Annotated in this window: 15 protein-coding genes; 14 read left to right on the plus strand and 1 reads right to left on the minus strand. The window is 36.5% G+C overall.

Going from position 1 to position 16,081, the window contains the following annotated elements; all coding sequences use genetic code 11:
• Window positions 1-67: 67 nt before the first annotated feature.
• The 13 genes from IGL24_RS03030 (at window position 68) to IGL24_RS03090 (ending at window position 14,074) form a co-directional block, all read left to right on the plus strand.
• The gene (locus IGL24_RS03030; RefSeq protein WP_207700270.1) at window positions 68-2,188 is read left to right on the plus strand and encodes a BspA family leucine-rich repeat surface protein; all 2,121 of its coding nucleotides are present in this window, start codon (window positions 68-70) and stop codon (window positions 2,186-2,188) included.
• Window positions 2,189-2,230: 42 nt separating this feature from the next.
• A complete protein-coding gene (locus IGL24_RS03035) occupies window positions 2,231-2,746 on the plus strand; it encodes a hypothetical protein (protein ID WP_206859462.1) in 516 nt (171 codons plus the stop codon).
• A gap of 21 nt (window positions 2,747-2,767) precedes the next feature.
• Window positions 2,768-3,133, plus strand: a complete 366-nt coding sequence (locus tag IGL24_RS03040; RefSeq protein ID WP_206859461.1) for an LPXTG cell wall anchor domain-containing protein — start codon at window positions 2,768-2,770, stop codon at window positions 3,131-3,133.
• A 367-nt stretch (window positions 3,134-3,500) separates the two neighbouring features.
• Entirely contained in the window at window positions 3,501-4,091 is a 591-nt protein-coding gene (locus IGL24_RS03045; RefSeq protein WP_206859460.1) for a hypothetical protein, read from the plus strand.
• A 261-nt stretch (window positions 4,092-4,352) separates the two neighbouring features.
• Window positions 4,353-4,781 (plus strand): hypothetical protein, encoded by a 429-nt coding sequence (locus IGL24_RS03050; protein WP_206859459.1) that lies wholly within the window; start codon window positions 4,353-4,355, stop codon window positions 4,779-4,781.
• A gap of 42 nt (window positions 4,782-4,823) precedes the next feature.
• Window positions 4,824-5,852 carry a hypothetical protein gene (locus IGL24_RS03055; RefSeq protein WP_206859458.1) on the plus strand — a complete coding sequence of 343 codons (1,029 nt, stop codon included), beginning with the start codon at window positions 4,824-4,826 and terminating at the stop codon, window positions 5,850-5,852.
• Window positions 5,853-6,491: 639 nt separating this feature from the next.
• Entirely contained in the window at window positions 6,492-7,967 is a 1,476-nt protein-coding gene (locus IGL24_RS03060; protein ID WP_207699738.1) for a helix-turn-helix domain-containing protein, read from the plus strand.
• Window positions 7,968-8,232: 265 nt separating this feature from the next.
• Window positions 8,233-10,761: a BspA family leucine-rich repeat surface protein gene (locus IGL24_RS03065; RefSeq protein WP_207699737.1), complete on the plus strand. Its 2,529-nt coding sequence runs from the start codon at window positions 8,233-8,235 to the stop codon at window positions 10,759-10,761.
• A 32-nt stretch (window positions 10,762-10,793) separates the two neighbouring features.
• A complete protein-coding gene (locus IGL24_RS03070) occupies window positions 10,794-11,312 on the plus strand; it encodes a hypothetical protein (protein WP_206859457.1) in 519 nt (172 codons plus the stop codon).
• Between the two features lie 26 nt (window positions 11,313-11,338).
• Window positions 11,339-11,896: a hypothetical protein gene (locus IGL24_RS03075; RefSeq protein ID WP_206859455.1), complete on the plus strand. Its 558-nt coding sequence runs from the start codon at window positions 11,339-11,341 to the stop codon at window positions 11,894-11,896.
• A 54-nt stretch (window positions 11,897-11,950) separates the two neighbouring features.
• Window positions 11,951-12,304 (plus strand): hypothetical protein, encoded by a 354-nt coding sequence (locus tag IGL24_RS03080; protein ID WP_429968388.1) that lies wholly within the window; start codon window positions 11,951-11,953, stop codon window positions 12,302-12,304.
• Between the two features lie 632 nt (window positions 12,305-12,936).
• Window positions 12,937-13,620: a deoxyribose-phosphate aldolase gene (gene deoC / locus IGL24_RS03085; protein ID WP_206859452.1), complete on the plus strand. Its 684-nt coding sequence runs from the start codon at window positions 12,937-12,939 to the stop codon at window positions 13,618-13,620.
• A 295-nt stretch (window positions 13,621-13,915) separates the two neighbouring features.
• Entirely contained in the window at window positions 13,916-14,074 is a 159-nt protein-coding gene (locus IGL24_RS03090; protein WP_429968389.1) for a hypothetical protein, read from the plus strand.
• A 228-nt stretch (window positions 14,075-14,302) separates the two neighbouring features.
• Here IGL24_RS03090 and IGL24_RS03095 read toward each other — a convergent pair whose 3' ends face one another.
• Window positions 14,303-14,479, minus strand: coding sequence for a hypothetical protein (locus tag IGL24_RS03095; protein WP_206859451.1), 177 nt, complete (start codon window positions 14,477-14,479; stop codon window positions 14,303-14,305).
• A gap of 232 nt (window positions 14,480-14,711) precedes the next feature.
• Between IGL24_RS03095 and IGL24_RS03100 the strand changes: the two genes are divergently transcribed.
• Complete coding sequence (locus IGL24_RS03100; protein ID WP_206859450.1) at window positions 14,712-15,338, plus strand: pentapeptide repeat-containing protein; 627 nt, start codon at window positions 14,712-14,714, stop codon at window positions 15,336-15,338.
• Window positions 15,339-16,081: the final 743 nt, after the last annotated feature.

Consider the following 16,081-nt stretch of genomic DNA (forward strand, 5'->3'; position numbering starts at 1 on the left):
ATAAATAAGTTATATTAAGCATTCATCACATTTTACACGGTGAAAAAGTTAGGGGAGGTTAAAAATAGTGACTAAAAAGTCAAAATTAAAAAAACGTTCTTTGGGTATAATTACAACAAGTATGCTTTTGCTTTTGCCAATCGGACAGGTATTAGCAATCGATATTCACGCGCCTGATATTCAATCAGATGAGTTAATGAGCGATCAGTTAGTTGTTCCCGATGAACCAATCGATGTTGAAGTACCAGAGTCAATTTCTGGAAACAATGAGGAAACTTCTTTTGAAGAAGTTAATGAAGAAGTGCAAGGAATTGATGAAGAAATCCAACCAGAAGTAGTTTTACCAGAGCAAGAACTATCGTCAATAGTAGATCATTCAGAGATAGCAGAAGACGAGTTAGATGTACCTGAGGAGTTAGAAAGAATTGCTTTACCACCTGGAGTAAATGCCGTATATACAGGTCAAGTCGGTACGATTCCGTGGGTGATCGATGATACTGGGACACTGACATTAGGTTCAGGGATTTTTGATGAAGTGAATGATGTGGGAGGAAATTACGAATCAACGGATTATTTTAATCATACGGCATATAGTGATTCAATTACTAGAATCGTGCTAACTGGACCAGTTGTACTGCATGGAAGTCAGCGAGGAACAAAAAACTTTGCGCCTCATGCTGGTGGTGCTGATTCTACAAGACAAGGATTCTTTGCTTACTTGAGCAATCTACAAACGATTGAAGGAATGCACTATCTTGATACTAGTAATGTGACCGATATGAATAGTATGTTTCTTCGCTCATCTGGGTTACTAGAACTAGATGTCTCAAGCTTTGATACGAGTAATGTCACAAATATGGCACAAATGTTTACTGAATTGGCAAATCTTAGAAAGTTAGATGTCTCTAGTTTCGAAACACACCAAGTAACAGATATGAGTCATATGTTCCGTGGATTAGCAAGAGTGGACCAGTTAGATGTCTCTAATTTTGTTACCAGTCAAGTGACTGATATGTCGGGTATGTTTAGTAGTGTTAGCCTTAGTGAAATAGATCTTTCTAATTTTGATACGAGTAACGTCACAGAGATGTGGTGGATGTTCGCTAGTGCTAGTAATATAAAGTCACTTGATTTATCAAATTTTGATACGAGTAAAGTCACTCGAATGCATTCAATGTTTGCGGATGCTCGAAGTTTGGAATCAGTTGACTTATCAAACTTTGATACAAGCAATGTTAGAGATATGTGGAGAATGTTTGCGGATGCTCGAAGTTTAAGAAAACTTGATTTATCCAGTTTTGATACTCGACAAGTTTCTAATATGCTGGCTATGTTTGATCGTATTTCGTTAGAACAACTGACTTTAGGAAGTAGCTTCGTTTTTAATATGGTAGGAGGAGGCCCTGGACTTCTTCCGTTAACTAGTTCAGCAACACATCATCCGAATTGGCAAAATGTCGGTGAAGGAACTGTGGATGAGCCAAAAGGAAGTTTTGTATTTACTAGTGCGCAACTAATGGCAAACTACGATGGAGCAACCATGGCAGATACCTGGGTTTGGCAACCTAGAACCTTTTCAAATCTAATTATTGAAGCTGAAGGACAAGGAACTGTCTCCCCGGCTACCTCAACCAGTGTTGAACGTGGGGAAATGATTGATATCAGTGCAACAGCCGAATCAGGATGGCGTTTTTCTCATTGGCGGATCGAGAGTGGGGAAGGGACGATTGCAGATACCAATCAAGCAATAACTACTTTTGTTATGGGAGAAGAAGATACTAAATTGGTGGCGGTTTTTGAAGAATTGAATTCACTACTATCCATAAGAATCCCAACATCCGCTGTATTCAATACGACTTCTGAATCCAAGCATAGAGATATTGTTTCACCAGATTATGAGATTGGGAATGAGTCACCTTTTGCTGTTTTCGTAAATGTAGTCGAACCTACAGAGTTGAAGAATATGGATATCATTGAAGAGTTGAATGTGGCTGCTGATGGAGGAGAAAATGTCTTGATCAGTCAAGGAAGTGCCCATCAAACAGAGGCATTTCGTTTATTTGAATTAGCAACTGAAGAAACGAACACCTTCACATTCACAGGAACAGCAGAAGAATTACCAGAAGGAAGTAGTCACATCACGCCTACTTTCAACTTGGTTTTACGTTTCGTGCCAAATCTGTCGTAGGAGTATTTATCAAGAAAAACGAACAATAATCTTATTGGGGAAATGGAGAAAGAATGGATGGCTAAGAAAAAGCAAAAGAAATGGATCGTATTGGGATTACTTCTATTGATTATTGGTGGAGTCTTTTTATATTTCACTAATCAAGAGAATGAGCCTGTTCCAGTTGTTAGTGCGGAGTTGTTACCCGGTTTAAGGGATGCAAGTGACATTGAAATTGCAGAGCGCGCGCAAGAGATTGCGGATGCCAACTATTTTACTTTGCAAATAGCGCCGACAGCTATTTTTGAAGATGGGGAATCGGAAGGCTCAATTGAGATCGTGAATCCAGGAAGTAATGTGTATCCAATCGCGGTCGATCTCTTTTTAGCAGATTCGGAAGAAGTAATCTATTCTTCTGGATCCATTCATCCAAATCAACAAATCGTTGGCGCTAAATTAGATAAATCACTTGATAAAGGGGAGTATCAAGCTGTTGCACGCATCAATATCTATGATCCAGAAACGAATGAGCGTCAAGGAATTACGGAAGCAGAGATTTCCATCACTATCAATAATTAAATGAATGAAAGGAGAAACTTAATGCGTAAACTGAAACAATTTTTATTGTTTGTAGGAGTGATCTTTCTAGCTAGTTCTAACTACTATGTTCATGCCTCAGAAGACCAATCATTCTTCAAGCGTGTAGAAGGGCAAATCGGTAGTACTCATACACCACAAGAACCAGGAACAACTCCTGGTTCAGATGATGGAACAAAAGGAAATGACAGAGATGTTTTAGTCGTTGATACATCAAGATTACCGAACAGAACTCAGAGTAAACCGAGCTTACTCGCAAACTTGCCAAAAACTGGAAGTGAAGGGAACTTGTGGATACAATTAGCAGGTGTTCTTATGATTTTACTAAGTGTCCGCTTCCTTTTTTTAAAAAAAGAGGGACAGAGATAAATAATTTCTGATCGATACAAATTTCGTACAACGAACAAGAAATTATCGTACGCATCATCTAGCAGCTCCTACCAATTTTTGAGATTTTCTGCTATCTAGCCAGATGATCATAAACAAACTAAGCAGAGTATACACCTGTAGCGTCTTGTTTTTTCACCACGTCATTCATTTTGATCAACATCCTAAGTTTACATCCACCACTAATACCAGAACTCGTGGGGGTTGATCATAATAAGTTTGCTTTGCTTAGGTTGATAATTCGAAAGGCTTAGGTGAAAACTGCATAAATTGGAAGTAGCTGTTACATGATGCGAACGATGATTTCTTGTTTGCAAATAAAACAATGGAACATGGAGGAGAAAATTTGATGAAGAAGTATAAAAAAATAGTCGGAACAGTAGCAATGATGGGTACGTTATTAGGAGCTGGAGCAGCTTCAGTTGCAGCCACCACATTTAATGGAGAGGCAGATGGAAATATACCAGTTACTGGACGTGTTGGCTTAGACAATACTGTAGACCCTGGGGAGATTCCGCCGACCAATCCAGATGAAATGATCAACGTAACAGTACCAACATCCGCGATCTTTTTTACAACTGGTGAGTCTGGGCATACTGTCGTTGAATCACCAAGCTATACTGTGACGAACAATTCAGCGTGGGATGTGAACATCAACATCACTGGTTTGGCAACTCCAACAAATCTAGATAGTCTATCCGCTTTAGAGTTAGCTGTAGTTGGTCAGAATACGACTATTCCGATTGTCACAAATGGAACAGCACTAAGTAATCCAACATCATTCATGTCTTTAACAAAAAATGCTGCTGAAGGTGGAACAGCACCTGTCGGAACTTTTGGATTTACAGGAACAGCAATTCCAAATACAAATACTTCAGATGTGATCGTTCCAACGTTTGATATGGTGTTGCAATTCCAAGCGGTTGTGCCAACTCCGTAAGGACTATATTAAAGCAAGGATTACAACAAATCTACGAAACAACGAGTAAGATGTTATAAATCAGGACGAGTAGAGAGCTGTATCATCAGCGATCTGGTACTTCCTAATAATTAAATAATTAACGTTCTATAAAAAAACAATTTGGTAATGAGCCATCATCCGTAACTATTTGAAGGATAAATTTCAAGGATGATGGCTTATTTTTTTACCACTATTGCTTCAAATTGTTGGACTTTAGAAATAAAAATGTTGGAGGGGCAAATGAAAAAAGTAGTTGGTAGTCTATTGATCATCTTGTCTTTTGTGGTTCTAAGTGGTTGTGCGAGCGGGGTCACAGTAAAGGATCTACAAGCAAACGATTGGACAGTGAAAGGCTTTGAGGATAGGTCAGGCAATAAGATGATTGCATCTTTTTCCGATGATGTTATTACTTTTACCATTGATAGCTCAGAGGCAAGCATAAAAGATACAGCAGATGAGTTTGTAAGAGAAATGGCGTTTGAAATCAATTATCGTTTAGAAAAAGACATGATGACATGGGAAGATCCTGCTGGTATTAGCGAAGAAGCAAAATATAAAGTGTCTAGAGCGGAAAGTAATATCGTATTAACACCAGATGAGGAGAATAAAGAGCATGAGGAGATGATTTTGATTCCTCATACAAGCAAAGATACAGATGATTCAAAATAAAAATTAAAATCGAAAGTTACGTATACAGGAGGAAGGAATCCAATGAAAAAAAGAAGCTTAGTCCACATACTCGTTACGGTTTTATTCGTCATTACATTTGGTGCTTTTTTTAGTACGGACGTACAAGCAGATGAATCACTTTTCAAACCAACCACTGAGCGCGTAGGTGTGTGGTGGTGGGATACGAGTAATTTGAATTTAGCGCATAGCGAAAGTTACTTAGACTATGCAAAGAATAATGGGATAACAGAGATTTATTTGAATCAAACCAGGTTAAGCGAGGTAAACCCGAGTAACACTTTTGGTTCAAATGGTACGACTAATGTAGTTATCCCCACACAAAATTTTATTCAAGCAGCAAATGCCAAGGGAATTGATGTCTATTTGCTTCTAAGTAACAATGGTACTTGGTTAAACAATCCTAATCGTTTTCATTTATTGATGAAAGGGTACTTAGCTTATCAAAATATAGCAAAAGATGCACAGTTTGCTGGGGTACATTTGAATGTTGAGCCGAATCAATTAAGAGATAGCACTGGCGAGCGCTATTGGGATAAAGGATATGACGTACAAGCAAGGATGATGCAACAACTGATTGATTTTGCAGTTGATGCAACGAATGTATATGGAGATTACACAACCTTTGACTGGTCAACGGGAATGTGGTGGGACCGTGACAGATATCCAGTTACGTATCGTGGTAAAAAAACACTACTCTATCGAGCAATGATCGAAGAAGCGAATACGACAGTAGTGATGTCTTTTAGAACGACAGCAAATGCGATTGCAGAGGCTTCTAAAAACCATCTAGCATATGCTCGAAATGTTGGAAAACCAATTATTCTCTCAGGTACAGTGTTTTTATCTGGAGAGGAACCAGATAAAGCACCAAATGCTCAGTTTGTTGGATTTGGAAGAGACTATATGCATACTGAATTGGCAAAGGTTCCAGAGTATGCGCTGAAATGGGCGGATGATGCGAATGGCGGAGCGTCGAATAAGCATTTAGATGTGCATATTGCCTTTCATGAAATGATGACTTGGCGGCATTGGGAGAGAAGAGAACGATAGTCCATTGAAGTGGATAAAACCATGATGATTCCAATAAATTATTCACTCAGGTATGAAAAAAATATTAAATATATCTAGAAATTTTCTATGTGCCTTTCTCCTACGTTTATCTGACGGAGGAGAAAGGCATGTTTTTTTATTTAATGCATATTTTTATAAGTTACTAAAGCAAGGTCGACAAAAAACGATAATTGCAAATGGATTTTTGAGGAGAATCAAGAACTTGAGTTTGTGGATAATAAGCAAAAATAAATAAATTGTTATAAATCAGCTGTTTTAATGTGAGGAGAACCAGCTTTTTTTGGATTATAGAGAATTAGTAACTAATAAGATTGATCAATTGGCAATAATAGTCCTACATATTTGGAAAAATTACTTCGTTGGTAACTCTGCTTATAACAGTAGGAGTCATTTGGAATCCTGGGAAAAATATAAAAATGGGTATGAGCATTCATTTAGAAGACGTTGTGTAATTATTGAATAAATCATAACTACCATAAGGTTTAGTAAGCAAAATAGAACGAAAAAAACTGCCAGTTTTACTTTTATTTTTTCTCTCAAGTAGAAACAATATAGTTTATCATTCCGCTTGGTTGTGTTATTTATATTTAGAGAGGAAGATAAGGTGAGGTGGAAATATTGAAAGACTTACAATTAGCATTTATCAGTAATCGGACGACGAGCCGTTTGTTTCGAATATTGAGCATGATCGAACGAAGACGATTCTTTACGATTGGAGAAGTGGCCGAAAAAATCCAAGTGACACAACGAACGATTGCGAATGATATCAAGTACATCAAAGACTATTTTGATGATTGTATCAGTTTAGAATCAGGCAATAGTGGAATCTTTTTTAAAGAAAAAAAACCTTCGATATACCAAGAAAGAAAACAAAAATTATTAGAAAATGAATGTTTATTTGAAATCATAGGGAATATTTTTTTAGGGAAATTGTCGAATATCGATGAACTTGCACATTTCTATCATTTTTCAGAGAGTACCTTTCGGCGATTATTGAATCGATCAACGACAGTTTTAAAAAGTTATGGACTAGAATGGGTATCTAATCCCTTATCGATTGAAGGACGAGAAGCTAATTTGCGGAAATTCTTTAAAGATTTTTATTATGAAGGAGTAGAAACGCCCTATACGCTTGTTCCTGATATTGAATTACATGAGTTGGTTTTAAAAAAATTAAGCAATAAACTGGGCCAAGATGAGGTTGGATCTGGAACTACGCCGGCAGCATTTTATTATACTTTTTATATTGCAATCAAACGTGCAGGGCTTGGTTTTTCTATAGAGATTCCTAGAAAATTAGCAAAATCAGCATACAAAGCAAAGAATTTCTCTCTCCTTCATTCTTTGAAAGAGGACATCAAAAAACTTTATATGGTTGAATTATCAAAAGAAGAATTCGCGTGGATCTATTTAGTCACTATCTGCAAACGTACCCTAGATCAAGAGGAATCAGAGAAAAATTTTTATAAAGAATTTCATGTAGGCACAGAAATTTCTCAACTTACCAATCGATATCTCAAAGAATTTGATTTTCCAAAAAAAATTGATCCAAAAGTCACAACATTCTTACGTTCGTTTTTTTTATCTAGAAAAATAAATGATTTATTGTCACCTGTATTAAATAAAGAGGCGATAGAGATAAAAAAAGCAGTCATACGCTCAGATAATGAGAATTATCAACGGAATTTACGTTTTTTAAAAAAAGAAAGGAAGAACTACACTATTTCTACAAAATACATGGAAGATATAAGCGTGAGCTTAACGATTTATAGTAATTTGATTTTTGATTTTTATTTACCCAGTAAAACAATTTACTTTCTTCTGGAAGGGGATCATTTTGTGTGTCAACAAATTATCACTCGTGTACGTCAACAATTTGGGAGTAAACATACATTAGTTTTTTTACCTCTTTATTACCTAGCAGAAGAAGTATTGAACGCCGCCCATATTGATTTGATTGTAACAAATTACAATCGTTATCTTTTGGATTACATTATTGAGAGCGATTTTCTTTTGTTAAAAGCTGTTCCAAATGAACATGATTGGCAACGATTAGAAAGAAAAATAAATCCTTATCGTAAAACATATAACTAATGTTTTTCCACAGTTGCTAATAAAAATAGCGACTGTTTTTTTTCATTTATTTCAGACGTTAATGAAATAGATGATTTTATTTCATTAAAAAATCAATGTAATCTTAGTGAAGTAATAAACATGCAAGTTGACTTACAGAACATTTGGGAAAGATTTATCTTCGAGCCAACAAAAAATGACAGTTAATAAAAAGAATGTCTAAACTTTGTTCGCTATAAGTTTCTAATTGGAATAATACAGTAGGTCAAATACTAGGAGGAGTGGTATGAAAATAAATACAATTAGCCGAACCGTTGGAAAGTTATTATTGATCATGGTTTTACTTTTGCCCCATCTCCCATTTCAACTAGCCTATGCGCATGATCATTCAAGCTCTTCTGATAATCAGGAAGTAACAGCGACTTCGGAAAATCCAGAAAAGTCAGAAGAATCAGAAAAGAGTAATCGTACGACTGAATATCGTTTAGAGTTAGTAGCAAGTCCACCAGCTGGCGGTAATCCTAGACGAACTGATTCGGCAGGATCGAATGTGGTATGGCTCCGTGTAGGAGATACTCTGGGTAATATGAATGCATTTCCTAATCCCGGCTACCGATTTTTACGTTGGGAAGTCGCTTCAGGTCCAATATTTATATTTCATCCAACTAGCCAGGATCTTGCTGTAAGCCAAAATGGAGCTGGAAACTCTGTGATTCGTGCAGTCTTTGAACCAGTTCAAGGTGGAAATGTTACTGTAAAGCATGAAGATGAGGAAGGGAATCAATTAGCTGATCCTAGCGTGCTGACTGGATTAGTTGATCAAACCTACACAACCGAAGCATTAAGCATCAGTGGTTGGCAATTGAGTAAGACTCCTGAAAATGCCTCTGGAACTTTTAGAGTAGAAGAACAAACGGTTGTCTATACCTACGAGCCTGAACAGAATCTATGGGGAACGGTTCCTTGGTCGTATGAGGAAGAAACTGAAACAATCAGATTATATGGTGGAGAAGCTGGCGCAGTAGCTGATGCACCTTGGAAAACCTATTCTTTGGTTAAACAAATTATCGTGGAAGATCAAGTGATATTACCGAAAAATTCACAAGGTCTGTTTATAGGCTTGCGAAATCTGGAAATAATCGAGAATATTGATAGAATGGATGTTTCAAATGTCGAAAACATGCAGCTGATGTTTTCCGATACATCAAATCTAAGAGAATTAGATTTACGTAATTGGGATACGTCAAATGTCACAGATATGAGTGGCATGTTCCAAAATGCGAGTTCTTTAGTTCAATTGGATATAAGTAGCTGGAATACATCGAAGGTAACTAATACGAGCTTCATGTTCCAATTTGCAAGCTCAATCACAGAACTAGATTTAGGAAATTGGAATACCTCAGCTTTAGGTCATACTATGTTTATGTTCAATGGTGCAACGTCTTTAACAAAATTAGATATCAGTAATTGGGATATAGCAAGAGGCATTGTGGTTGTAGCTATGTTTAATAATACACCTTTAAAGACAATCGTTCTGGGAAAAAAAACGGTTTTCACATCCACGCTATCAGGAGATTCGACAAATTTACCACAGATTGAAATAACTGATCAATATACAGGCAGATGGGTCTTAGAAGAAAGTTTAACGAGCGAAACGGGGGTTATCGCGTTTGAAAACTCAACCGAGTTTATGAATAACTATGATGGCACTTATCCAGGTACTTACATCTGGGAACCGGTTCCTCCTGAACAACTCATTGCCAAATTTTACCCTGTGAGTGACCAATCTGTAGCGATTCACGGTCATGCCACAGAAATGGTGGATCATTTGACGATTACCTATAAAAACACAGAAGGAAATACAGTTGTTCTTGAAAAAGATTCTCCTCGCATTGTCTGGGGAGACTATCAAGATAATCAACAGAAAGTTCGTTCCTTCCAGATCAACTTAGCAGAAAATGAACGGCTCGAAACGGAGTCAAAGGTCGAAATGAAACTGTCAAAGCCTTCTGGGGATACGACTGGGGATGTGACAGAAGAGCAAACAGTCATCAAAGGTATTGATTATCGGAGCAATAACTTTACGTTAGATCGTTCTAAGATCAACGAGATAGATACTGTTGAAGCATTACATGCGCTCATTCTTCAAGAAAGTCGTGCGCAAGCAAGAAACATCTTATCTGAAGAAGACATGACCAATGATTTTCGCATCATTGAGACCGATCTTTCGTTAGATAGTAAAGAAGACGGAAGTTACTACGCTATTCTTGAAGTCGGCAATAAAGCATATCAGATGACGATCGGTATCGATCTTACCTCAAAAGTTGAACATTTGCGGGTAACGATCCCAGTTAAAATGATCTTTGAATCATTGTATGATGAAGAAGAATCGAACCGCCAGTTTGAGAGCCAAACCTATGAGATCCACAATCAATCTTCGGTAGCTGTCGATACGTATATCAACCAAGTTGCTATTGATGATTCTGCTGGAATCGTTCTTTTGAAAGAAGGAGAAGATCCACTTGACTATGTAGAAAGTGATGTGGAAGATCCTAGTTATGAGGATATTACGAAGCCATTGTTGCGCTTGAATCTCCAAACGCAAGAGACTAAAAAACAGTTATACGCAACGATGCCGGAGCAACATTTGATTCGTTTACCAGAAGGAGATCGTACACCGCTTTCCTTATCGGGAGAATTTTATGGGAATTATCCACGGTGGATTGATAATCCTGAGATTGACCAAGGAGGCTATTACGAGAACACACTCGTACCTAATTACCGAATCGTGTTACGATTCGTTCCACGCATTTAAAGAAAAAAATAGTTATCAAGGAGGTAAATCCATTGGAGGAAACGAACCAAGCACAAAATAAAAATAAGCGTAAATGGCTCTTGTGGTTTTTGCTATTTTTGTTGATTGCCGGTGGTCTCGCCTATTATTTCAATCAACCAAAAGATCACGTTCCATTGGTCAGTGCAGATCTTTTACCAGCGGTCGGCGATGCCTCTGATCAACAATTGGCGGAACGAGCGCAAGAAGTAGCTGATGCCAATTATTTTACATTACAAATCAATCCAGAAGCCGTCTTTGAGAACGGACAGAGTGAAGGATCGATCGAGATAGTCAATCCTGGGACGAATGTTTATCCGATTGCAGTAGATATTTCTTTAATATCTAGTGACGAGCTGATTTATTCTTCTGGTGCCATCTATCCGAACCAATTCGTAGAAAATGTAAAATTGGAAAAACAACTAGCTAAAGGAGAGTATCCTGCTAGAGCCACCGTTAATATCTATGACCCTGAAACGAAAGAAAAACAAGGGGTCACTGAAGCGGAAGTAATGATTATTGTTAATAACTAAAATAAAAAGAAAATGAGGGAATTTAGATGAAAAAAATAGTAGCAGCACTTCTAAGTACAGCAACAATCGCAGGGATCATGGCAACTGGGACAATCGTAGGAGCAGAGCAAGTGGTTGACGGGCGTAAAGGCGAGACGTCAGGAGATGTCCTTGTACAGGGAATTATTGGGGAATTCGATAATACGACACCTGGACCAAATCCTGACGAATTGGATCAATGGATCAATGTGACGATTCCAACCAATGCTTTGTTTTACACAACAACAGCCTCAAATCATACAACAATTTCGTCACCTGAACATACGATCACGAATAATTCCGCTGTTGGTGTGATTACTTCAGTTTCTGGCGTAGATACACCCACGAATATGGCTGAAGTGGATTCACTAAAAGTGAATACGATTGATTTGTTTGAAGATGGTAAGCCAACAGAAACGGTAGCTGAACTTTTCAGACTCCAAGGAAATCAAGGGGCGAATGAAGGCAAGTTTACTTTCACTGGTAAAGTTACGCCGGTCAATGCTTCAGCAGAGTTAAATCCAACGTTTAAATTAGTTTTGAGTTTCTCTCCTAATGTAGCGTAAAAAAAGAATCGCTGAAATCCCAGAAAAGAAGGGATAAATCAAATGAAAAAAAGTATGAAGTTATTTTATATCACGAGCCTATTCTTCATTATCTCGAACGTTTTGCAGACTAAAGTAGTTATAGCAAATTCGACAACGGGACAAGTCACTGTCACTGGACGAATTGGCGAAGACACTAGCACTGAAAAAGGTATAACGATCAATGAAGCACATGGAAGCGAGAGCAAGAAACACACCCTTGTCGCAGATATTTCACAACTAAAACAAGGGAATCTACCAAAAACAAACGGTTTGAGTGGTCGGCGTTTCTTATGGCTTGGCTATTTAATCGTTACAGCCTGGCTTGTTATTTCAATCAGAAAGAATCAGTACTTGGGTGACAAGCATCCGAAAAAGAGTACTGACTAAAAGTAAAATAATAAAGAAGAAACAAACCAATAGGCCTCCGTCATTGAAAGGGGCTTGTTGGTTTGTTCGTATCTGAGGGAATGTATGTGTCAAATGGGAACAACTTCTAAGTATAAAAATAGAAAAATTCTTGATTTATAGAAAAAACACTTTTGCTATTCTGTTTTGCTTTCAGGTATGATTGCTTTATAAAAAGAAGACGTTGTTAAATGATTTTACAGAGAGTTAACAGGTCTTAACATGAACCGCTCAGTACTTTGTCAGTTGATTTATTTAATGAAACGATATTGTACAACAAAGATATGGCGTAATGCAAAGAAAGAGAAAACTAAATAATCGGTGAATAAAAAATGTGCCAATCGAAAGTGAAAGAAACAGAGGGCGGGAGAGGAATGCTTAATCGAAAGAAATAATTAGAGGTTACTTCTGTTCCCGTTGTTTATTCAGTTCTAAGGTATACAATAAAAGTGAATATTAATTTTACCTCAGATACATTATTTTGTTTTAGATTGGAATAATAAGTGAACACTATTGATCAACACTCTATTCTTATTTCTTTTTATATATTGACAAAAAAACTAAAGGATAGTATATAAGTGTAAATGAAAATAAATGAAGGACGGAGAAAATAAATGATCGAGTTAAAAAGATTAGCGAATATGGTAGACCACACATTATTGAAAGCGGATGCTCAGAAGGCAGAATTTGAACAACTTTGTAAGGAAGCGACTAACTATGGATTTAAAATGGTAGCAATCAATTCTTATCCTGTAGCAATATGTCGTGATTTTTTGGAAGATAGCGAAGTCCATGTGGGCGCTGCGATTGGTTTTCCATTAGGACAAACTACGATTGAGACGAAGGTTTTTGAAGTAGAAGATGTCATCAAAAATGGTGCAGACGAAATCGATTATGTCATCAATATCGGTAAGGTAAAAGAAGGGGATTTCGGCTATATTCGTGAAGAAATGAAAGCGATTGTTAATTCTTCTCGTAAAGGTAACATCATCAGTAAAGTCATTTTAGAAAATTGTTACTTAACGGATCAAGAAAAAATCGCTGTATGTGAAATCGCAAAAGAAGTAAAGCCTGATTATGTCAAAACATCAACAGGTTTCGGTACAGGAGGTGCGACAGTAGAAGACGTCAAGTTAATGAAAAGCGTGGTAGGTGAAACAGTGAAAGTGAAGGCTGCAGGAGGGATTCGTGACTTAGACACTGCGTTACAGATGATTGAAGCTGGGGCGGAACGTTTAGGAACAAGCGCTGGCATCAAAATCATCGAAGAATATAAACAGTTAAAAGGAGCAGGTTGATGAAAGAAATTCGAAAGCTATAATAATTAGCTTTTGTTGATTTTGATTTGACAGCAACGCATGATCAAGTGCTAATTAGGGAGTCTTAGCTATATCGCAACGAATGATGGGGATTATCTAAAGAAAAAGTAAAATTGAATTCAATTATCCTACACAATTAAGCGAGATCAACACACGAGGAATCAATTTATTGATCGTATAGATATAGTATTGGAGCCAACGGGGATTTCCTAGAAATATTCAATCGAAATAAAATGACTTCCATCAGAAATTAATCGTTAAATTTTTATTATTGTTGAAGCATCAGTGGCTCGAAGCAATCCAATACTACTATCCAGAATGTAAAACTTCGAAAACGTTCCTTCAACCGACTGACATCACGGTCACTACTTATCAAGATTTATACAGTAAAAGGGAGAGATTACGAGATTACTTCGAGCAACAAGAAATCTAATTTATAGTATTGGACGAGTCATATCAAAGAGGGACGAATGTGGTTTACAATCCAATCACTAAACTGAGTAAAAACTTTAGATACATTCGGCGATTACTGCGTTTCTAAAAGCCTTGAAGTTTTCGGTCTTTAGATAAGCAACCAATAAAAACTAAAAGAATCAAGCTAAAACATGCCAGTTTAGCTTGATTCTTTCATATTTATAAAATAATTCGTTTAATCGATCCATTATTTCCGTGTCTTGATCATATCAAAAACGTCATAAGCAACAAATCCCATTGCGAGTAGATAAAGCACCCAAGTAAAAATCGAATTTGTGATGAATTGGTAGTATAGATTTAAACTACAAAGGGTATATAACGCCAAGCGTAGGAATGTAAACGGTTTGGAATGGTAATTAGTCAAAATAGCAGCCTCCTGAAAGATACATCTCATATTTTATCAATAAAATACTAGTTATCTATAGTTTACGGTGAAAGCTGTTTCATTGTCAAATTCCTACAGAAAACAAAGCTAAAAAGTTCTTCATTAGTATAGAAGTTAAAGCAAGCTTATCTATCGAATAAAGTATCTTCTTTTTTCTTGATTCTGTTATGATAGAAATAGCATGATAAATAGAAAAAGGTGGGATGAATGTATGGCAAAGAAAATTGCTTCTCCAGAGCTGACAGAATTAGTTGATGGATCGTTCTATTTAGAAGACGAAACAACATTTACAGGTATTATTTCTGAAGGAGAAGATCAAAGTTATCTTAGTTCCCGGAATACTGTATTGAAAAATAGCCATATTAAAAAATTAGCGATGCAAAAATCACGCTTGGAACGGTTTGAATGTAGTGATGTTGTTTTTGAAAAGTGCGATTTTTCAAATTTAGAGTGGTTTGGCGCAAGTTTTCATCGCGTGCATTTCAAGCAATGCAAATTGACTGGAACCAATTTTTCTGACAGCTTTTTAAGAGACTGCGTCTTTGAAGAATGTGTAGCTAATCTGTCTTCTTTTAGCTATACGAATATGAAGTTCGTTCGATTTAGCGATAATCAATTGAATAATAGTGATTTTTTTGATAGTAATTGGAAAAATCTAGTATTGGAAAATAATGAACTTTCAGGCTCAAATTGGTTCAATACGGCACTGAAAGGATTAGATTTTACAACGAATACATTCTCACAAATCAACCTGTCATTGGAATTACTTCGCGGACTGACCGTCAATCAAGAACAAGCAGTCATTATTGCGGCAGGATTGGGGTTGGTGATTGAGTAGGCAAAAATTAAATTGGCCTTTAAAAAAAGTGCTGCTGGAAAACATTTGTGTTTTCCAGCAGCACTTTTTTATGAATCACCAATATAGAAAAATTATATATCTATAAGTAATTTTAATACGAAAAAGCTATCGGCCACTATACTGTTGGAAATAAGTCTATTTTCACAAACTCATGAATGGACAAAATAATATGAAAGAAAAGGCGCATTTAACGATGTCTTTCATGTTGACACTAGGTTTAGGGTTTATAAATAAAGTTGCAATATAGTGACCGAAGCTTACTACATATAGTATCAGGAAAATAACCAATTCAATACTCAAGAAATGGTGTTTAAAAAGTCACGAATGGAACTAGGGAGATAAATAGATGCTGAATAGCAAAACAAAAAAGTGAGAAACAAAATCAAAAGGCTATATTTGTTTCTCATACTAGAATTAGTTACAAGGCGGTAACAATGATAATTTCGCATTTAATAATCTCGGAAAAATTGAAATAGAAAAGTAAAAAGCTGTTGGTCACCATATATTTTAACGTGATTTTATTTGTGCAAAATCACGAATGGATGAAAATTTGTGTTCAAAACACATTGATTAAGTTTGTTTTTATGTTTATACGTTCATATATTGAATAAAAATATAAGTGACCAAAGCTTATAAAGAGAATAACATATAACAATGTAAAATTATCTTCACAAAACGGTTTATCAAATCGAATAAAATGAAATATTTAATTATGTATGAAG

The organism is Enterococcus sp. DIV2371, from assembly GCF_050498525.1.
Classification (GTDB): Bacteria; Bacillota; Bacilli; order Lactobacillales; family Enterococcaceae; genus Enterococcus_B; species Enterococcus_B mangumiae.